The following is an 18,327-nucleotide window of genomic DNA, read 5'->3' as shown; positions in this document are numbered from 1 at the left end:
ACTCCTGACCGGTACTCCCCCGGCCTGACCGCAGGCCCTGCCGTCCCCGCGACGGCACTCCCACGTTCCCGGCCGCATCGAGCCTGCCAGGTCCCTCCTCGTTCGTCGCCGCCTGCTCCCGGCACGGTCAGAGCAAACCCCGCTACTCGTCCTCGGCTCCGCCCGGCTCCCCGCCCCGGATCGACCACAGCAACCCGTCCAGTTCGTCCGGCTTGATCAGCACGTCGCGCGCCTTGGAGCCCTCGCTGGGCCCGACGACGCCACGCGTCTCCATCAGGTCCATCAACCGGCCCGCCTTGGCGAAGCCCACCCGCAGCTTGCGCTGCAGCATCGAGGTCGAGCCGAACTGCGAGGTGACCACCAGTTCCACCGCCTGCAGCAGCACGTCCATGTCGTCGCCGATGTCGGGATCGACGTCCTTGGCCTCGCCCGCCTTGGCGGCGGTGACGCCCTCCTGGTACTCGGGCTCGGCCTGGGTCTTGCTGAACTCGACGACCCCCTGGATCTCCTCGTCGGAGATGAACGCGCCCTGCAGGCGGGTCGGCTTGCCCGCGCCCATCGGCAGGAACAGCCCGTCGCCCATGCCGATCAGCTTCTCCGCGCCCGGCTGATCGAGGATCACGCGCGAGTCGGTGAGCGAGGACGTGGCGAAGGCCAGCCGCGAGGGCACATTGGTCTTGATCAGGCCGGTCACCACGTCCACCGAGGGGCGCTGGGTGGCCAGCACCAGGTGGATGCCCGCCGCGCGGGCCTTCTGGGTGATCCGCACGATCGCGTCCTCGACGTCACGCGGGGCGGTCATCATCAGGTCGGCGAGCTCGTCGACGATGGCCAGGATGTAGGGGTAGGGCCGGTAGACCCGTTCACTGCCCAGCGGAGCGGTGATCTGGCCCGACTTCACCTTCTTGTTGAAGTCGTCGATGTGGCGCACCTTGTTGGCCTGCATGTCCTGGTAGCGCTGTTCCATCTCCTCCACCAGCCAGGCCAGCGCGGCGGCGGCCTTCTTGGGCTGGGTGATGATGGGCGTGATCAGGTGCGGAATACCTTCGTAGGGCGTGAGTTCCACCATCTTCGGGTCGATCAGGATCATCCTGACCTCCTCGGGGGTGGCCCGGTGCAGCAGCGAGATCAGCATCGAGTTGACGAAGCTGGACTTACCGGAGCCGGTCGAACCCGCCACCAGCAGGTGCGGCATCTTGGCCAGATTGGCCGAGACGAACTCGCCTTCGATGTTCTTGCCAAGGCCGATCACCAGCGGATGGTGGTCGTTGCGGGTGTGCGGCGACTTGAGCACGTCGGCCAGGCGCACCAGTTCGCGGTCGGCGTTGGGCACCTCGATGCCGACCGCCGACTTGCCCGGGATGGGCGCGAGCAGGCGCACGTTCTCGGTGGCGACGGCGTAGGCCAGGTTGCGCGCGAGCGCGGTGATCTTCTCGACCTTCACGCCGGGGCCGAGCTCCACCTCGTAGCGGGTGACCGTCGGACCGCGCACGAAGCCGGTGACGGCGGCGTCGATCTTGAACTGCACCAGCACCTCGGTGATCGCCTCGATCATCGATTCGTTGGCGGCCGAACGCTTCTTGGGCGGGTCGCCGTCGAGCAGCAGGGTCAGCGGAGGCAGGGTGTAGTCGCCGTCGACGACCCGATCGGTGACGAACTCCGGTTCCGGCGGCGCGGGCGGGGTCTGGTCGACGACGTCGACGACCTTGGCGGGCGGGCGCTTGCGCGCCGGTTTGGCCGCGGGCGCCGGCGCGGGCGGCTCGTCGACGATCGGCTTGGCATCGCGCAGCGGCGGCTCACCCAGGGATTCGGTGATCGCGTCGGAGCCGCCGAACTCGTCGGGCGGGTAGTTGTCGTCGGGATTGCGGCTGCGGCGCCGGGTCCGGTTGCGGTGCACCGGGAATCCGTCGGCGTCGTAATTGGCCGGGTCGTACGGGTCGGCATCGTCGGCGTATTCGCCGAGGCCGAAGTACTCGCGCAGCCTGGTCGGCACCTCACGCACCGTGGTCCCGGTGAGCAGCAGGATGCCGAAGACGATGGCCAGCAACAGGATCGGCAACGCGAGCCACGGGGTCAGTCCCTGCCCGAGCGGTCCGCCGATCGCGTAGCCGAGCGCGCCCGCAGCCCTTGACCGCCCGTGCGCGTCGGTGGGCGAACCGGCCGCCAGATGCCACACACCGAGGGCGGGCAGCACCACGAGCAGACCGCCGAGGACCAGCCGGGGCCGGATCTCGGGATGGGGTTCGGTGCGCATCAGCACCACCGCCAGGGCCACGAACAGGATCGGGGCCAGCGCGGCGGCCGACCCGGCGACCGCGCGCACGACGTCTTCGAGGAAGCGCCCGACCGGCCCGCCTGCCGAGAGCCACACCGCGGCGGCGATGATCGCGCTCAGGGCGATGAGCCCGAGACCGATGCCGTCGCGCCGGTGCCCGTGTTCGAGTTCGCCCGCCCGGCTCAGGGTGCGCGTGGTGGCGCCGAGGCCGCGGGCCAGCATGGTCCAGCCGCTGCCGATCCCCCGGCCGATCACCGCCAGCGGGGCGGTGTTGGAGGCGCGTTTGACCGGCCTGCGAACGGGCGTGGTGCGCCCGCGCGGTGCCGACGACGCTCGCGGGGTCGCCGAACGAGACCGCGCCGAGGGCGCGCGCCCCCCGCTCGATCCCGCCCGCGCACGAGAGGTCGTGGTGCTGCGGGACTTACCTGCCATGACCATCAGGCTAGCCGCTCGAGCACCGTCCGGACCATCCGCAACACTGGTCCCACCCCGGTTCGGCCGGTCAGCGGGCCCTGCCGCGCAGGTCGCGGCGCCCCGGTCAGCGCGGGGAAATCTCGCGTCCGGGGCGCGTTTCGCGCGCGGCGGCTTACGGAATCCTTGCCGATCTCCTGTATTTCGGCCGTTCCGCCGCGCAACCGCTGGCGCCCGAAGTGTCCGACTCGGTACGTTGTGACCGGTCCATCGGGTCGTGGACCGTATCTATGAAGGGGACATCATCCTGTGAAGAGAATGCTCACCAGCGCTGCGGTGCTGACGGCGACCGTCGGTTCGCTACTCGCCGTGCACGTCACACCCGCGCAGGCGCAGGCGCGTAACTACTACGGCGCCATCTCGGTATCGGTGCGTGCCGGTCATTCCACCATCAGCACCAACTACGGCAGCTTCGCCGAAGCGGAGAGCGCCTCGCTCAACAGCTGCCGGACCAATGGGGGCGGGGGCGGCTGCGAGGTCAAGCTGTCGTGGCGCAACGGCTGTGGCGCCATTGCGATCTCGCGCGGCTGGTGGAGCTACGGCTCCGGTGCCAGCATCGGCGCGGCCAAGCGCAGCGCGCTCGACGCCAACCCGGGCGCCGCCAGCATCAAGCACTGGAAGTGCACCTCCGGCTATTCGCTGTAGGTCGGTTCATCGGATTCGTCCGGGGATCCACCCGGCGGACACCACCAGGGGAGTTTCGTGAACATCCGTTCGTTGAAGACCGCGGTCGCCGTTGTCGCGGCCGTCGCCGCACTCGGGCTGACCGCGTGCAGTTCCACCGACAGCGCCGCCGAGGGCGCGACCACCACCACGCCCGCCAGCGAATTCGAGTCGGGCAAGGGCGCGGGCGCCAAGGAGGAGGGCGACGAGCCGCCCGCCACCGCCGCACCCGATCTGCCCAAGCCCACCGTCGAGGAGCTCAACACCCGCCTGACCAAGGCGCTGGCCGGCCAGCTCACCGACGAGGAGAAGCTGACCTACATCCAGGACGCCGACAAGGATCCGGATCTGGTCGACAAGTTCGTCGACGCGGCGAAGAAGAACAACGTCACTGTCGCGATCACCAGCGTCGGCGAGCCCGCCGAGGGCAAGCTCAAGGCCGACGCCGATGTCACCATCGACGGCAAGCCGGTGCAGGACGCCTTCGTCGACTTCGTCGCCGAGGACACCGACTGGAAGGTCTCGCACACCTTCGCGTGCAACGTGGTGAAGTCGGCCAAGCTCGATTCCGCGGCCTGCCAGGCCTGATCCGGGCAGCACCGCACAACGAAAACCGCCGGGCGACAAGGTCACCCGGCGGTTTCGTGGTTTTCGTCCCTAGACGCCGATCACCGTCGGCACGATCATCGGGCGACGACGATAGGTGTCGGCGACCCAGCGCCCGACCACCCGGCGCACGCCCTGGGCGATGCGGTGGGTGTCGGTGATGCCCTCACCGGCCAGGCGCAGCAGCTCGGCCTCGACCAGTTCGTTCGCGCCGTGCAGCGCGGTCCGGTCGTCGGAGAAGCCGCGCCCGTTGATCTCGGGCGCGCTGACGGCCTTGCCGGTGCTCTCGTCGATGACGACGGTGATGGAGATGAAGCCGCCCTCACCGAGGACGAGGCGATCCGACAGCGTCGACTCGCCGACGTCACCGACCGAGAGGCCGTCGACGTAGACGTGCCCGACCGGGACCCGGCCGACGATGGAGGCGATGCCGTCGACCAGGTCGACCACCACGCCGTCCTCGGCCAGCACCACCCGCTCCTCGGGCACGCCGGTGGCCACCGCGAGCGCGGCGTTGGCGCGCAGGTGCCGCCATTCGCCGTGCACCGGCATGGCGTTGGTCGGGCGCACCGCGTTGTAGAGGTAGAGCAGCTCACCGGCCGAGGCGTGCCCGGAGACGTGCACCTTGGCGTTCTGCTGGGTGATGACCGTGGCGCCGAGCCGGGCCAGGCCGTTGACCACGGCGAACACCGAGTTCTCGTTGCCGGGGATCAGCGAGGAGGCCAGCACGACCAGGTCGTCGGCGCGGATGTTGATCTGCCGGTGCTCACCGCGCGCCATCCGCGACAGCGCCGAGAGCGGCTCGCCCTGCGAACCGGTGGAGATCAGCACCAGGCGGTTGCCGGGCAGGTTGGCGGCCTGATCGAGGGTGACCACGACATTGTCGGGCACCGTCAGGTAGCCCAGGTCCTGCGCGATCTCCATGTTGCGGACCATCGAGCGGCCGACGAAGCAGACCTTGCGGTTGTACTTCTGCGCCACGTCGACGACCTGCTGGATGCGGTGCACGTGGCTGGCGAAGGAGGCCACGATGACGCGGTTGCGCGCCTTGCCGATCACATTGTCGAGCACGCCGCCGATCTCGCGCTCGGGGGTGACGAAGCCGGGGACCTCGGCATTGGTGGAGTCGACCAGGAACAGGTCGACGCCCTCGTCACCGAGGCGGGAGAACCCGGCCAGGTCGGTCAGGCGCCCGTCCAGGGGCAGCTGGTCGAGCTTGATGTCACCGGTGTGCAGCACGACGCCCGCGGGGGTGCGGATGGCGACGGCCAGCGCGTCGGGAATCGAGTGGTTGACCGCGAAGTACTCGAGCTCGAACGGCCCGTGCACGGTGGTCTCGCCCTCGGCGACCTCGCGCAGCTTGGGCTGCAGACGGTGCTCACGCGCCTTCGCCGCGATCAGGGCGAGGGTGAACTTCGCGCCGATGACCGGGATGTCGGAGCGCAGGCGCAGCAGGAACGGCACGGCGCCGATGTGGTCCTCGTGGCCGTGGGTGAGCACGATGGCGACGATGTCGTCCATCCGGTTCTCGATCGGACCGAAGTCGGGCAGGATCAGGTCGACGCCGGGCTGCTGGTCCTCGGGGAAGAGCACACCGCAGTCGACGATCAGCAGCTTGCCGCCGTACTCGAAAACGGTCATGTTGCGACCGATTTCGCCGATGCCACCGAGGGCGAACACGCGCAGGCCGTTCTTGGGCAGCTTCGGCGGGGCGCCGAGCTTGTCCTGGGCGGCCTTCTCGCGCGGCTCGGCCTGCGCGTCGCCGCGGCCACGGCCGCCCTGCCTGCCACGGCCGCCGTTACCGCCACCGCCACGACGGTTCTGCTGCGGTGCGGCCGCCTGTTCGGCGGGCTTGGTCTTGGCCCGGCGCGCGCCGGCCTTCTTGGGCTCGGTGCGTTCCTGCGCGACGGTCTGCGCTTCGGTGGCCGCCTCGGCCTCGACGGTCAGCGTCGCCTCGGCGGCGATCTCGGCGACCGGTTCGGCGACGGCGGGTTCGGCGGCCTTCGGCAGCGCGGCCTTCTTCGCGACCGGGGCCTCGACCGGGGTGGGTTCGGGCGCACCCGCGGCACGGGAGGCCGCGCGACGACGGGGCTTGCGAGCGGCGGGTTCGGTCATGCGGACACCCCCGCGGCCTGCAGATCCAGCGCCAGTTCTTCGAGCTGAGCCTCGGTCGGCATCAGCTGGGGCAACCGCGGTTCACCCACGTCGATGCCGAGCAATCGGAGTCCTCCCTTGCACATCGCCACACCTCCCAGGCGGGTCATGGCCGCGTACAGCGGCAACAGTGTCGCGTTGAGCTCCCTGGCCTTTGCCACGTCACCGGTGGTGTAGGCCTGATGGATCTCGCGCAGTCGTTCGGGCACCAGATGCCCGATGACGCTGATGAATCCGGTCGCGCCGACCGAGAGCCAGGGCACGTTGAGCCCGTCGTCTCCGGAGTAGAACGCCAGCCCGGTGCTGGCGATGAGGTCGGCGCCCGAGACCAGGTCGCCCTTGGCATCCTTCACCGCGACGATGTTGGGATGCTCGGCCAGGCGACGGATCGTGTCGATCGCGATCGGTACCACCGATCGCGGTGGAATGTCGTAGAGCGTGACCGGCAGGGCGGTGGCGTCGGCGACCGCGGTGAAGTGCGCGATCAGCCCCTCCTGCGTGGGTCGCGAGTAGTACGGGGTCACCACGAGCAGACCGTGCGCGCCCGCGTTCTCGGCCGCGCGCGCCAGCTCGAGCGAGTGCGCCGTGTCGTAGGTACCGGCGCCCGCGATCACGGTGGCCCGGTCACCGACGGCGTCGACGACGGCACGGAGCAGGTCGGCCTTCTCGGTCTCGGTGGTGGTCGGCGACTCGCCGGTGGTGCCGGAGATGGCGAGCAGATCGACACCGCGATCGACCAGACGCGCGGCCAGTGCCACACCGGCATCGACGTCGAGCTTGCCCGCGGCGCTGAAGGGGGTCACCATCGCGACACCTACCGTGCCGGACGCGTGCAGCTCCGTTGGCGTCGATTCACCGTTCGTCATGGTCAGAAAGGCTACCCGGTCCCCGAACCCCGCTCGACACCCTAGCGGCCGAAGCGGCTGCCGGTGGCTGCCTTTCACCTTGCGTGATGTCATAAATGACGCCACAATGATGTCATGGATCTGAACGCTCACACCGCGCGGCTGCGCGAGGAACTGATCGCCGCCGCTGCCCTCGGCGACGAGAAAACGCAGGCCACCGCCGCCGCCCTGGCCGTGGCGGTGGAGAGCTCGAGCCGACTCGTGCTGCTCTCGGCGCTGTCGGAGCTGGCCGCCGAGATCAGTACCGAGCTCGGCGACCGCACCGTGCACATCCGGCTCGACGGCACCGACGCGGTGGCCGACGTGCGCAAGAACACGCCGTCGGGCCCGGAGGAACCACCGACCTTCGAGGAGATGACCGGCGACATCAGCCGGGTGACCCTGCGGCTGGTCGAACAACTCAAGTCCAAGGCCGAGGAGGCCGCGGCGCAGAACGGGCAGTCGCTGAACTCCTGGCTCTCCGGTGCCGTCTCCGGCGCGTTGCGCGATCAGATGCGCGGCCCGGGCGGCAAGGGCTGGTGACCGGTCACAGCAGCGGCGCGAGATCGCCGCGCTCGCCGATCACCACCTCGTCGAGTTCGAGCCAGTCGGCCATCTCCCGCAGGGCACCGCGCAGCGCGTGCGCGGTCTCGGCGGTGGCGTAACCGGGTTCGGCGAAGGCGCCGGGCGCGAGCAGCCTGCCGCTGCCGCGCTCGGCGCGCAGGTCGACCCGGCCGACGAGGCGACCGTCGAGCAGGAACGGGAACACGTAATAGCCGTGCACCCGTTTGGGTTCGGGGGTGTAGATCTCGATCCGGTAGTGGAAGTCGAAGATTCGCTGGATGCGGGGGCGGCAGAAGATCAGCGGGTCGAACGGGCACAGCAGCGCGGCGCCGCTGACCCGGCGCGGGGTGCTCGCCTCGGGATGCAGGTAGGCGGGCGCGTCCCAGCCGTCGACGTCGACGGGCACCAGCTCACCCGCGTCGACCAAGTCGGCGATCGCCGGGGCGCTCTGGCGGCGCTGCAGACGATAGTAGTCGCGTAGGTCGGCCTCGGTGGCGATGCCGAGCGCGCGGCTCGCGCGGCGCAGCAGCTCGCGCACGGCCTCGTCCTCGCCGATCTCGCGGTCGCGCACATCGGCGGGCACGACCCGCTCGGTGAGGTCGTAGTGGCGGGTGAACCCGACCCGGCGCGCGGTGGACAGTTCCCCCGCGGCGAAGAGCTGCTCGCACAGCATCTTGGTGTCGCTGAGGTTCCACCAGGTGCCCTTGGGACGGGGCTTGTCCAGTTCGAGGTGGCGTTCGATCTCCCCGGCGCTCGCGGCGCCGACCTCGGTGACCACGTCGAGGATGTCCTTGCCCAGGGTGGGATTCCGCTCCACGACCTTGCGCATCCCCGACCAGCGCCCGTGCCGGTACTCGGCCATCCGCCAGCGCATCAGCGGCCAGTCCGCGACCGGGATCAGCGCCGCCTCGTGCGCCCAGTACTCGACCAGCCCGCGCCGGGCCCGTGAACTGTCGCTCCAGGCCGCGGCCTCGAGCAGGGTGCGGTCGTATGCGCCGATCCGGCTGAACACCGGCGCGTAGTGCGCGCGCACCACCGCCGAGACCGAATCCAGTTGCAGCAGACGGGTTCTCGCGACCACATCGAGCACTGCCCGCCGATTCGGCTTGGCCGGTCTGCGCTTGCCGAAACCCTGGGCGGCCAGCGCGGTCCGCCGGGCCGCCGCCGCATTCATCCGCTGCATCGGCTCAGCCTCGCACAGGGGTCCGACAAGAAATCCCGGCTCAGGTGGAGACGTGCACGGCGCCCGCGGTGTCGATCTCGGTGCGCCGGTCCCCGGTCGGCGCCGCGGCCAGCACGGTCGCCACCCAGCGCCTGCCCACCGGCAGCACCCGCACGGTGACCGTGCCCGCCTCGGCCGTGTCGAGTTCGCCGACGGCGGCGTCGATCACGTGGTGGCGCACCCATTCCGGCACGCCGAGGAAGCCGCCGTCATCGAGCAGGGTCACCTCCACCCCGCGTGCTCGCGCGCCGCGGGCGGCGGTGCTGAGCCGCTCGGTGACCAGGTCGGGCGCGCGCAACCCGTCGCGCAGTTCGGCTTCGAGCAATCGGCACTGCTCGCGTTCGGCGTCGGTGAGCTGGGCGCCCTCGGCGATGCGGGCCAGCACCGGGCGGGCCACCCGGTCGAGGCGGGTCAGCTGCCGGTCGCGTTCGGCGGTGGCCGCGGCCAGCGCCGCCTCGGTGGCCGCGCGACGATTGGCCTGGCTGCGCAGCTCACGCAGGGACCGCTGGGTGGGTCGCACGATCGCCATGAACACCGTGACCGCGCCGACCGTGGCGACCGGGGTCAGCGCCCGGACCACGGTCTCGGGATGCCAGGTGGTGAACGCGCCCATGGTGACCAGCACCGTCGCCGCGGCGGCCACCCCGCACCAGGCCGACCCGATCCGGCCGCGCAGCACCAGCATCGACAGCAGATACGACGTGGGATACGCCGTCCACAGCTGATGGGCGAAGCTGGTGGGGTTCTCGACCCACGGCGCGGTCAGCGCCACCGCCACCGGACCGGCACCGGCCACGTAGACCGTGGCGGGCCAGGGCAGGGGGTCCACCGGGAACACCAGCACCACCAGTGCGGCCACGGCCATCAGCACCAGCGCGACGAAGGCCAGCGCCGGCGGCGCGACATCGAAGTTCACCCGCATGTACATGACGATGGTGGCTTCGAAGATCACCACGAACAGCCAGGCCATGCCGTCGCTGAGTCCGAACAGGTCGCGCATGCCCAGCGGAAGATCGCGCTCAGCCGTCACTGGCCCACACCAAGGTCACGACGGTGCCCGCGCCCGGCGCCGATTCCACGAACGCCGCGCCGCCTGCCAGGGCGCGCATCCGGCCAAGGATGCTGCCCGCGATGCCCATCCGGTCGGCCGGTACCCGGGCGGGGTCGAACCCGGCGCCGTCATCGGAGAGCACCACCCGGATCCCGCCGGTGGCGACGGTCACCGACACCCCGCGGGCGGCCCGCCGGGTGGGCAGGTCGGCGTGGCGCAGGCTGTTGCGCACGGCCTCGGCGAGGGCGGCGCCGAGTACCTGGGCGGCCTCGATCGGCATGCACAGGTCGGCACCGCTGCGCGAGGACACCTGCACGGGGATGTCGGGTCCCACCTCGCGCACCGCGTCGCGCAGGAACTCCACCGCGGCCACGGCGTCGAAATGGTCGAGTTCGGGTGCGCTGCGCGAGTGTTCGAGCTGGTCGAGGGTGCGCGCGGCCTGTTCGCGCAGCACCGGCGACGACCGCTCGGCACGCGAGGCCTCCAGCAGGGTCGAGAGCACACCGTCGTGGATGAGCGCGGCGAACCGGGCCGACTCGTGCTCGCGCGCCGCCGTCGCCGCGACGGTCGCGGCCCGGCTGCGCTGCCGGACGGCCTCGCGGTCGACCCGTTCGGCCGAGGACCGCGCGTAGACGACGCACCACAGGAACAGCGCGGCCACGCCGAGTGCCCGGGTGATGTCACCGACGGCCGTCCACACCGAACTGTCCGGGACCACAAGGGCATTCGACACACTGGTCGCCACCGCGAGCACGACCGCGAACCCCGCCGCGATCCCGCGCGGCCAGGCCAGCCCGGCGGCCAGCACGCCGAGGGCGAGCCCGCGATACGGCCAGGACGCGAACGAACCGACATGGACCACCGAATACACCAGCGGGGTCGCCAGCGTCGCCGCGAAGTAGCAGAGCGCGGCCGCCGCGGCGACCCGGCCGATCGCGGCGACCGGACCGCGCGCCGACACGATCGCCAGTGGGGCGAACAGCGCGTAGGCGGCCATCAGGTGCACTTCGGGCCACATCGTCGGGTCGTCGGGCTGGACCAGGATCGCGGGCAGTTCCAGCGCCATGACCAGCATCGCGCCGATCCCGATGACGATGCCGAGCCTGCGCAGGATCTGATCGTTGGCCGCGCGGGCCAGTTCGGTGTCCCCGACGAGCGCGGGCGCCGACGCGACCGCGACACCGCTCACGTGCGCTGCTGCCGTTCCGGCACGGGCAGCCACCCGTCCTCGACGGCCCGCTTGTACAGATCGGTCTTGGTGGGGGCGGGGCGCCCGGCGTCGGCGTACTTCTGCCGGATCCGGCCCAGGTAGTCGTTGACGGTCTGCTCGGACAGGCCGGTCAGGCGGGCGACGCGCGAGGCCTTCTCCCCCGAGGCGTACAGCATCAGCACCTCCTCCTGACGCGGGCTCAGGCCCACATCGGACAGCTGCGGATCGCCGTCGATGGCGGCGGCCCAGTCGGTGGTGACCACCTGCTCGCCCGAGGCGGCCCGGCGCACCGCCTCGACCACCGTCGCCACGCTCTCGGATTTGCGCAGCACCCCGAGCACCCCCGCTTTGGCCGCCGAGCGCACCAGGAAGGCATTGTCGGCGCCGGTGAACACGAGCACCTCGATCCCGCGTTCGCGCAGCGCGGTGACGTTGTCCTCGGGGCTGGAACCGTCGGGCAGGCGCAGATCGAGCACGACGAGATCGAGGTCGGCGGCCTGGGCGAGCAGCCCGGCGACCGATTCCGCGGTCGCGACCAGATCCAGATCGGGTTCGGGTCCGAGCATGGCGGCCAGCCCGATCGCCACGGACTCGTGGTCCTCCACCAGCCCGATCCGCCGCACCGCCTGTGTTCGCGTCACTTCGTCGCTCACGACCCACTCCCCGTCCTCGAACACCCACCGCGGCCAGCCCGCAACCCGTCGGTGTCGAGTTCTACCGCATCGGACGCCCGTGTGTCAGCCCACCAGAATTCGGGGCCTGCGCCCACTACCCCATCAGACCTGCGGCGACACTGGCCCCGAGCTCCCAGCATTGCTCCAGATCGGCCTTCGTCGGCGGCCCGGAGACCACCACCGCGGCGGCCGCGCGCTGCCAGCCCAGCCCGGTGGTGATCCGCTCCACGCTCGCCTCGGCGCCCTCGGTGCCCTCGTTGCCGTGGACGTAGAGCCCGAACGGCCGACCCCTGGTCGAGTCCAGGCACGGGTAGTAGATCGTGTCGAAGGCGTGCTTGAGCGCGCCGCTCATGTAGCCGAGGTTGGCGGGGGTGCCGAGCAGGTAGCCGTCGGCGTCGAGGACGTCGACGGCCGTGACGGCCAACGCGGCCCGGCGGACCACCTCCACGCCCTCGATCTCGGGGTCGCTCGCGCCGGCCAGGATCGCTTCGAACATCGCCTGGGTGTGCGGTGAGGGGGTGTGGTGGATGATCAGCAACCGGGCCATGGGCCTACTCTCCGGGGTCGCGGTCCAGCTTTTCCAGGGCGACCGCGCGGCGCATGGTCTCGCGGGCGCGGGTGCGGTCGCCCGCGTAGTCGTAGGCGCGGGCCAGCCGGTAGGAGCTGCGCCAGTTGTCCGGGTCGGCTTCCCACTCGGTCTTGATCTCGGCGAACAGGGCGTCGGCCGCGTCGCGTTCGATCCGGCCCGAGGGTCGGCGCGGGAGCTCGGAGGTGTCGACCTCGAGGCCCTCGTCGTGGATGCGCCGGGCCAGGCGCTGGTGGTCGAAGGCCGCGCGCAGCGTCGCCCAGACGATCCACACGCCGACGACCGGCAGCAGCAGCATGCCGACGCCCATCGCGATCCCGGCGAACTCGCCGTCGGCGATGAAGGCGATGGCCACACTGCCCAGGCGCACGAAGTAGAAGACCAGCGCCAGGACCAGGAAGGCGACGAACGCGACGATCGTCACGACCTGGCGGTCGGGTCGTGCGGCGGCGGGGCTCACAGATCCAGGAACGGGTCGAGGCCGACGGTCAGGCCGGGGCGGCCGGCGATCTCGCGCACGCCGAGCAGCACGCCGGGGGCGAAGGAGTTGCGGTCGATGGAGTCGTGCCGGATGGTCAGCGTCTCGCCCTGGGTGCCGAACAGCACCTCCTGATGCGCGACGAGCCCGGCCAGGCGCACCGAATGCACCCGCACACCGTCGACGTCGGCGCCGCGGGCGCCCTCGAGCTCGGTGGTGGTGGCATCGGGGCTCGCACCGACACCGGCCTCGGCGCGCGCGGCCGCGATCAGCGCGGCGGTGCGGTACGCGGTGCCCGAGGGCGCGTCGGCCTTGTTCGGGTGGTGCAGCTCGATGACCTCGACCGATTCGAAGAACCGCGCCGCCTGCTCGGCGAAGCGCATCGACAACACCGCGCCGATGGCGAAGTTCGGCGCGATCAGCACGCCCACCTCGGGCCGCTGCGCGAGCCGGCCGCGGACCTCGTCCAGGCGTGTCTCGTCGAAGCCGGTGGTGCCGACGACCGCGTGGATCCCGTTCTCCACCAGGAACTTCAGATTCCCCATCACCACATCCGGGTGGGTGAAGTCGACGACGACCTGTGTGCCGGTTTCGGTGAACACCGTCAGCGCGTCGTCCTTGTCGACCTGCGCGACCAGCTCCAGATCGGCCGCCGCCTCCACGGCCGCGCAGATCGCCTGCCCGACCTTGCCGCGTGCGCCGAGCACTCCGACCCGAATGGTCACCCGTATCTCCTCGTCTCGATTCCGCTTGTCCTCAGCCTATCGAGCAGCGGCGCACGCCCCGGCGGCGAGGTCAGTCGAACACGATCACCTGGCGCAGCGCCGCGCCCGCGGCGAGGTCGTCCATCGCCTCGTTCACCTGATCGAGGCCGATCCGCGCCGAGACGAGCCGTTCCAGCGGCAGCTCGCCCGCCCGCCACCGCCGCACGTATTCGGGGATGTCGCGGGCGGGCACCGCGGATCCGAGATAGCTGCCGATGATGGTGCGCCCCTGGGCGACCAGCGCCAGCGGGGAGATGGTGGCGGTGGCGGTGGGTGCGGGCAGCCCGACCGTCACCGTGACGCCACCGGGAGCCGTTGCCGCGACGGCGGTTTCGAAGGCGCGCGCGTTGCCTGCCGCCTCGACCACCACATCGGCCTGCACGCCCTGCTCGGCGATCTCGCCCGGGGTGAACGCCGCGGTGGCGCCGAATTGGCGGGCCAGCGCGAGTTTGTCGCCCACGGTGTCGACCGCGATGACCTCGCCGAGACCGAGCGAGACCGCGACGAGCACTGCCGCCATCCCGACCCCGCCGAGCCCGATCACCATGATCCGGTCGCCCGCACCGGGTTTCGCCGCGTTGAGCAGGGCGCCGCCACCGGTGAGCACCGCGCAGCCGAGCACCGCGGCCACCTCGGGCGGCACGTCGTGGTCTACCGGGACGACCGAGCGCCGGTCGACCACGGCATGGGTGGCGAAGCCCGAAACACCCAGGTGGTGGTGCACTTCGGCGCCGTCACGGCGCAGTCGCCGCCCGCCGCCGAGCAGTTCACCGGCATTGTTGGCCACACTGCCCGGACCACACGGGGTGCGGCCGTTGCTCGCGCAGCCCGCGCACTCGCCACAGCGCGGCAGGAAGGTCATCACGACCCGCTGTCCCGTCGCCACATCGGTCACTCCGTCACCGACCGATTCGACGATGCCCGCGGCCTCGTGGCCGAGCAGCATCGGCACCGGGCGCACCCGATTGCCGTCGACCACCGACAGATCCGAATGGCACAGCCCCGCCGCTTCGATCCGGACCAGCAGTTCCCCCGGTCCCGGCTCGGCCAGGTCGAGATCGCACACGGTGATCGGCTGCGAATCGGCGAACGGCGCCGGATCGGCGACGCGTTCCAGGACGGCTCCACGAATCCTCATGGGCGCGACGCTACCGCGAGCGACCGTTGCACGACCGCGGTTGCGGCGCTAACGTCGATCGCGGTGATGGTGCTCCTGTTGGCCGCCTCGTACCGAGCCCAGGGTCGGTGCCATCACGAACAAGGAGAAATCCCCTGTCAGTGCAGTTCAATCACACCGTTGTCGGATGTCACGACAAGCGCGAGACCGTCGAGTTCTGGGCGGACATCCTCGGGTTGGACATAGGAGCAGAGTCGGGACCGTTCATTCCGATCCCCCTCGCCCACGGTGCCGTCTTCGACTTCGCGACGGTTCCGCCCCACATTTCCGACATCCAGCCACAGCACTACGCGTTCCTCGTCTCCGAGGCCGAGTTCGACGCGGCCTACGCCAAGATCCAGCGCTACAAGCTGGACCATTGGGCTGATCCCCGGCAGCACGAGGCCAACGCGATCAATCACCACGACGGCGGTCGCGGAGTCTATTTCCTCGACCCCAACGGTCATTACCTGGAGCTGATCACCGTCCCGTACGGCGGCTGGCCGGAGTAGTCACCACCGCATCGGCCGGTCCGCACTGTGCGTGCGGACCGGCCGATGTCGGCGTCAGGCCGCTGGTTTCGTGGCGGCCCGGCTCCCCCACATCCCGATCGCCGCGGCCGACACGCACGCCACCGCGACGATCACGATGAACCACGGAAACACCGTCGCGATCCCCCAGGTCGTCGCCGCCCAGCCCGCGGCCAGGGTCGGCAGGGCCAGCGCCGAGTAGGCCAGCAGGTAGTAGGCCGACATGGTCTCGCCCCGGCGATGCGGCGGCACGACCTCCGACAGGTGCCGCAGCGAACCACCGAACCCGAGTCCGAAGGTGGCACCGAGCACCAGACCGGCGATCAGCACCACGACGGGCTGCTTGGTGGCCAGCGCGGGCACGGTGGCCAGCAGCGCGGCGGCCATCCCGAGATCACCGATGATGGCGGCCCGGCGCGCCGGGATGTCGGTGGCGAACAGCTGCGCCAGCGCCCCGGCGAGCGCGGTGCTCGCGACCACCACACCGCCGAAGACGAGGTTGTGCACGCCGGTCTCCGCGGCGGCCAGCGACGGATACAGCGACAGCAGCACGCCCAGCACCGACCAGGCCGACATCACGCCGATCGCCGAGAACCAGAAATCGGCCCTGATCTCCTGCGGCACGGCCGGTTTCGCGATGGTGATGCGCCCCTTCGCCCGGGCGGTGTGCGGTTCGCGCAGCGCGAGAATGCCGGCCCCCGCGATCAGGCACACCACCGCGATCACCACATACGGCGTGCGCAGCGGCCACGGCGCGTACTGCGCGAGCACGGCCGTGCCGAGGACGGTGATCGCGATGCCGACGTTGAACGCCACCCCGGTGAGCTGCCCGGAGCGGGCGCCGCGCGCGGGACGCAGATCCAGCAGAGCGGCCGCGCCCGCGACCACCGTGGCGCCGACCGCCGCGCCGTGCAGCGCTCGCGCGAGCAGCAGCATGGGGACCGAATCGGCGAGCAGGAACACGATCAGGCCGGCGATCATGGTGGCGAAGGCACCGACCATCACCGGCTTGCGGCCGACCACATCGGAGAGCCGCCCCGAGACCAGCACCGCGCCCAGCGCGGCGACCGCGTACACGGCGAAGACAGCGGTCGTGGTGAGCGGCGACAGGTGCCATTCGGTCTCGTAGATGCCGTAGAGCGGCGCGGGCGCCCCCGAGACGCCCAGCGCCACCGCGCTCGCCGCGAGCACGAGTCCGTAGGCCCAGCGCTGACCGGATTCGACCGGCGCCATCGTTGTCGCCGCCATCGCAGCCCCTATCACCAGAGTTTGATCACCATCGAACTTGCCCGAGACTACCGCCGAGTATGATGGCTATCAAACCCCTGAGTGAGGTAGATCATGACCCAGGCTAAAGATCTTCCCGTGGCGCCGACCATACCCGTCGCCGGACTCCCCGCTGTCCTGGGTGCGCTGCACGACCCCGTCCGGCTCGAGATGGTCCGGCGCCTCAGCAACGCGGGCACGCCGGTGCGGTGTGCGGCCCTCTACGACGCGATCAACAAATCCACCGCGACCCACCACTTCAAGATCCTGCGTGAGGCGGGCGTGATCGAGCGCCTGACCATCGACGGCCAGACCTGCCAGCGCCTGCGCCGCGACGCGGTCGAGGACGCGGTCCCCGGCCTGCTGCCCGCGATCGTCGAGGCCGCCAATCGCGCGGCGACCGACCCTGGCTAGGCCCGGCTCAGGACTCGACGAGTTTGCGCACCGAGGCGGGCAGGTCGCGAGTGCGCTGATACGGACCGGCCACGCACGCACCGAACGGGCGCGCGAGCAGCGTGCGCGCGATCTCGCTGACCTCGTCGGTGGTGACGGCGTCGATCCGGGCCAGGGTGGCCGAGACGCTGCGATGGTTGCCGTAGCTGAGCTCGCTGCGCCCGATCCGGTTCATCCGCGATGCCGAGTCCTCGAGCCCGAGCACCAGCCCACCGCGCAATGATCCCTTCGCCCTGGCGCATTCGGCGTCGGTGACCCCGTTCGCGGCGACGTCGTCGAGCACCCCGCGCGCCAAAGCCGCGACCTGGGCGAGGTTCTCGGGCTGGCAGCCGAGGTACACCGAGAACGCGCCGGTGTCGGCGAAGGTGTCCACGCTCGAGTACACCGAGTACGCCAGTCCGCGTTCTTCCCGGATCCGTTGGAACAGCCGCGAACTCAGGCCGCCGCCGACGATGGTGTTGAGCACCGACAGCGGCCAGCGCTGCTGTCCCTCGTGCCTGCCGAAGGCGCGCACGCCGAAGGCGAGGTGGGTCTGTTCGCCGTCGCGATTGATCCGGACCAGGCCGGGCGCGGCCTTGGCGCGGAAGACGCCCTCGCGGCGCGGGGCCGGTTCGGCGGCGGGGTCGAGGTGCGCGGCGAACGCGCGGTGCACCAGCTCGACGGTGCGTTCGTGGTCGACATTGCCCGCCACGGCCACCACCATCCGCTCGGGACGGTAGCGGCGCTGGTGGAATCCGCGCAGCTGGGCGGCGCGCATGTCCTCGATGGATTCGACGGTGCCGATCACCGGGCGGCCGATGGGGTGGTCGCCGAACATGGCGGTGAGGAACGAGTCGGCGACCAGGTCTTCGGGGTCGTCGTCGCGCATGGCGATCTCCTCGAGCACCACCTGGCGCTCGACGTCGACATCGACCGACCGGCACAGCCCGTTGAGCACCACGTCGGAGACCAGTTCCACCGCCAGCGGCAGGTCCTCGTCGATGACGTGGGCGTAGTAGCAGGTCTGTTCCTTGGCGGTGAAGGCGTTGAGTTCGCCGCCGACCGCGTCCATGGCCTGGGCGATGTCGAGGGCGGTGTGCGCCGGGGTCGCCTTGAACAGCAGGTGTTCCAGGAAGTGCGCCGCGCCCGCCACGGTGCGGCCCTCGTCGCGGGAGCCGACGCCGACCCAGACGCCGATCGAGGCGGAACGCACGCCGGGCACGTGTTCGGTGACCACGCGCAGGCCGCCGGGCAGCACGGTGCGGCGCACACCACCGACGGTGGAGACGTCCTCAGCGGCTGTACTGGATTCGGTCAACTGTGGCTTCGTCACCCGACCCC

General features: G+C 70.9%; 18 protein-coding genes. 5 read left to right on the top strand and 13 right to left on the bottom strand.

Going from position 1 to position 18,327, the window contains the following annotated elements; genetic code table 11:
• Positions 1–142: 142 nt before the first annotated feature.
• Positions 143–2,707 (bottom strand): DNA translocase FtsK, encoded by a 2,565-nt coding sequence (locus tag ACFVVM_RS00655; RefSeq protein WP_387611444.1) that lies wholly within the window; start codon positions 2,705–2,707, stop codon positions 143–145.
• A gap of 297 nt (positions 2,708–3,004) precedes the next feature.
• Between ACFVVM_RS00655 and ACFVVM_RS00650 the strand changes: the two genes are divergently transcribed.
• Positions 3,005–3,391 carry a DUF4189 domain-containing protein gene (locus ACFVVM_RS00650; protein ID WP_387611441.1) on the top strand — a complete coding sequence of 129 codons (387 nt, stop codon included), beginning with the start codon at positions 3,005–3,007 and terminating at the stop codon, positions 3,389–3,391.
• A gap of 57 nt (positions 3,392–3,448) precedes the next feature.
• A complete protein-coding gene (locus ACFVVM_RS00645) occupies positions 3,449–3,997 on the top strand; it encodes a hypothetical protein (protein WP_387611438.1) in 549 nt (182 codons plus the stop codon).
• Positions 3,998–4,066: 69 nt separating this feature from the next.
• On the opposite strand, the gene ACFVVM_RS00640 is transcribed toward ACFVVM_RS00645, so the two are convergent.
• A complete protein-coding gene (locus ACFVVM_RS00640) occupies positions 4,067–6,130 on the bottom strand; it encodes a ribonuclease J (RefSeq protein WP_387611436.1) in 2,064 nt (687 codons plus the stop codon).
• Positions 6,127–7,035, bottom strand: a complete 909-nt coding sequence (gene dapA / locus ACFVVM_RS00635) for a 4-hydroxy-tetrahydrodipicolinate synthase (RefSeq protein ID WP_387611433.1) — start codon at positions 7,033–7,035, stop codon at positions 6,127–6,129. Before dapA ends, ACFVVM_RS00640 begins: the two co-directional genes overlap by 4 nt.
• A gap of 114 nt (positions 7,036–7,149) precedes the next feature.
• Between dapA and ACFVVM_RS00630 the strand changes: the two genes are divergently transcribed.
• On the top strand, positions 7,150–7,596 hold the full coding sequence (locus ACFVVM_RS00630; protein WP_387611430.1) for a hypothetical protein: 447 nt from the start codon (positions 7,150–7,152) through the stop codon (positions 7,594–7,596).
• Positions 7,597–7,600: 4 nt separating this feature from the next.
• Here ACFVVM_RS00630 and ACFVVM_RS00625 read toward each other — a convergent pair whose 3' ends face one another.
• The 8 genes from ACFVVM_RS00625 to ACFVVM_RS00590 form a co-directional block, all read right to left on the bottom strand.
• Positions 7,601–8,800 carry a winged helix-turn-helix domain-containing protein gene (locus ACFVVM_RS00625; protein ID WP_387611427.1) on the bottom strand — a complete coding sequence of 400 codons (1,200 nt, stop codon included), beginning with the start codon at positions 8,798–8,800 and terminating at the stop codon, positions 7,601–7,603.
• Between the two features lie 40 nt (positions 8,801–8,840).
• Positions 8,841–9,869, bottom strand: a complete 1,029-nt coding sequence (locus ACFVVM_RS00620; RefSeq protein ID WP_387611425.1) for a hypothetical protein — start codon at positions 9,867–9,869, stop codon at positions 8,841–8,843.
• A complete protein-coding gene (locus tag ACFVVM_RS00615; RefSeq protein WP_387611422.1) occupies positions 9,859–11,079 on the bottom strand; it encodes a sensor histidine kinase in 1,221 nt (406 codons plus the stop codon). The genes ACFVVM_RS00620 and ACFVVM_RS00615 overlap by 11 nt, the downstream gene beginning before the upstream one ends.
• Entirely contained in the window at positions 11,076–11,753 is a 678-nt protein-coding gene (locus ACFVVM_RS00610) for a response regulator (RefSeq protein ID WP_387611419.1), read from the bottom strand. Before ACFVVM_RS00610 ends, ACFVVM_RS00615 begins: the two co-directional genes overlap by 4 nt.
• Before the next feature lie 115 nt (positions 11,754–11,868).
• Positions 11,869–12,321, bottom strand: a complete 453-nt coding sequence (locus tag ACFVVM_RS00605; protein WP_387611416.1) for a flavodoxin family protein — start codon at positions 12,319–12,321, stop codon at positions 11,869–11,871.
• Between the two features lie 4 nt (positions 12,322–12,325).
• The gene (locus ACFVVM_RS00600; RefSeq protein WP_387611413.1) at positions 12,326–12,820 is read right to left on the bottom strand and encodes a hypothetical protein; all 495 of its coding nucleotides are present in this window, start codon (positions 12,818–12,820) and stop codon (positions 12,326–12,328) included.
• Positions 12,817–13,563, bottom strand: a complete 747-nt coding sequence (gene dapB, locus ACFVVM_RS00595; protein WP_387611411.1) for a 4-hydroxy-tetrahydrodipicolinate reductase — start codon at positions 13,561–13,563, stop codon at positions 12,817–12,819. Before dapB ends, ACFVVM_RS00600 begins: the two co-directional genes overlap by 4 nt.
• A 70-nt stretch (positions 13,564–13,633) precedes the next feature.
• Positions 13,634–14,740 (bottom strand): alcohol dehydrogenase catalytic domain-containing protein, encoded by a 1,107-nt coding sequence (locus ACFVVM_RS00590; RefSeq protein ID WP_387611408.1) that lies wholly within the window; start codon positions 14,738–14,740, stop codon positions 13,634–13,636.
• A 134-nt stretch (positions 14,741–14,874) separates the two neighbouring features.
• Here ACFVVM_RS00590 and ACFVVM_RS00585 point away from each other — a divergent pair, with 134 nt between their 5' ends.
• Complete coding sequence (locus ACFVVM_RS00585; RefSeq protein ID WP_387616677.1) at positions 14,875–15,270, top strand: VOC family protein; 396 nt, start codon at positions 14,875–14,877, stop codon at positions 15,268–15,270.
• 54 nt (positions 15,271–15,324) lie between these two features.
• On the opposite strand, the gene ACFVVM_RS00580 is transcribed toward ACFVVM_RS00585, so the two are convergent.
• Positions 15,325–16,536 carry an MFS transporter gene (locus tag ACFVVM_RS00580; protein ID WP_387611406.1) on the bottom strand — a complete coding sequence of 404 codons (1,212 nt, stop codon included), beginning with the start codon at positions 16,534–16,536 and terminating at the stop codon, positions 15,325–15,327.
• A 93-nt stretch (positions 16,537–16,629) separates the two neighbouring features.
• On the opposite strand from ACFVVM_RS00580, the gene ACFVVM_RS00575 reads away from it, so the two are divergent.
• Positions 16,630–16,968, top strand: a complete 339-nt coding sequence (locus tag ACFVVM_RS00575; RefSeq protein ID WP_387611404.1) for an ArsR/SmtB family transcription factor — start codon at positions 16,630–16,632, stop codon at positions 16,966–16,968.
• A 7-nt stretch (positions 16,969–16,975) separates the two neighbouring features.
• On the opposite strand, the gene ACFVVM_RS00570 is transcribed toward ACFVVM_RS00575, so the two are convergent.
• Positions 16,976–18,319, bottom strand: a complete 1,344-nt coding sequence (locus ACFVVM_RS00570) for a M16 family metallopeptidase (protein ID WP_387611402.1) — start codon at positions 18,317–18,319, stop codon at positions 16,976–16,978.
• Positions 18,320–18,327: the final 8 nt, after the last annotated feature.

Origin of the sequence: Nocardia sp. NPDC058176, assembly GCF_042883805.1 — a bacterium.
In the GTDB taxonomy this organism is placed as follows: domain Bacteria; phylum Actinomycetota; class Actinomycetes; order Mycobacteriales; family Mycobacteriaceae; genus Nocardia.
Note: the sequence above shows the minus strand (reverse complement) of the source record. Positions and strands in the feature narration are given on the sequence as shown.

Excerpts from the sequence above, each read along its gene's own strand:
- ACFVVM_RS00630 (WP_387611430.1), top strand. The coding sequence starts at position 7,150 with ATGGATCTGAACGCTCACACCGCGCGGCTGCGCGAGGAACTGATCGCC.
- ACFVVM_RS00625 (WP_387611427.1), bottom strand. The coding sequence starts at position 8,800 with ATGCAGCGGATGAATGCGGCGGCGGCCCGGCGGACCGCGCTGGCCGCC.
- dapA (WP_387611433.1), bottom strand. The coding sequence starts at position 7,035 with ATGACGAACGGTGAATCGACGCCAACGGAGCTGCACGCGTCCGGCACG.
- ACFVVM_RS00650 (WP_387611441.1), top strand. The coding sequence starts at position 3,005 with ATGCTCACCAGCGCTGCGGTGCTGACGGCGACCGTCGGTTCGCTACTC.
- ACFVVM_RS00590 (WP_387611408.1), bottom strand. The coding sequence starts at position 14,740 with ATGAGGATTCGTGGAGCCGTCCTGGAACGCGTCGCCGATCCGGCGCCG.
- ACFVVM_RS00605 (WP_387611416.1), bottom strand. The coding sequence starts at position 12,321 with ATGGCCCGGTTGCTGATCATCCACCACACCCCCTCACCGCACACCCAG.
- ACFVVM_RS00655 (WP_387611444.1), bottom strand. The coding sequence starts at position 2,707 with ATGGCAGGTAAGTCCCGCAGCACCACGACCTCTCGTGCGCGGGCGGGA.
- ACFVVM_RS00580 (WP_387611406.1), bottom strand. The coding sequence starts at position 16,536 with ATGGCGGCGACAACGATGGCGCCGGTCGAATCCGGTCAGCGCTGGGCC.
- ACFVVM_RS00575 (WP_387611404.1), top strand. The coding sequence starts at position 16,630 with ATGACCCAGGCTAAAGATCTTCCCGTGGCGCCGACCATACCCGTCGCC.
- ACFVVM_RS00640 (WP_387611436.1), bottom strand. The coding sequence starts at position 6,130 with ATGACCGAACCCGCCGCTCGCAAGCCCCGTCGTCGCGCGGCCTCCCGT.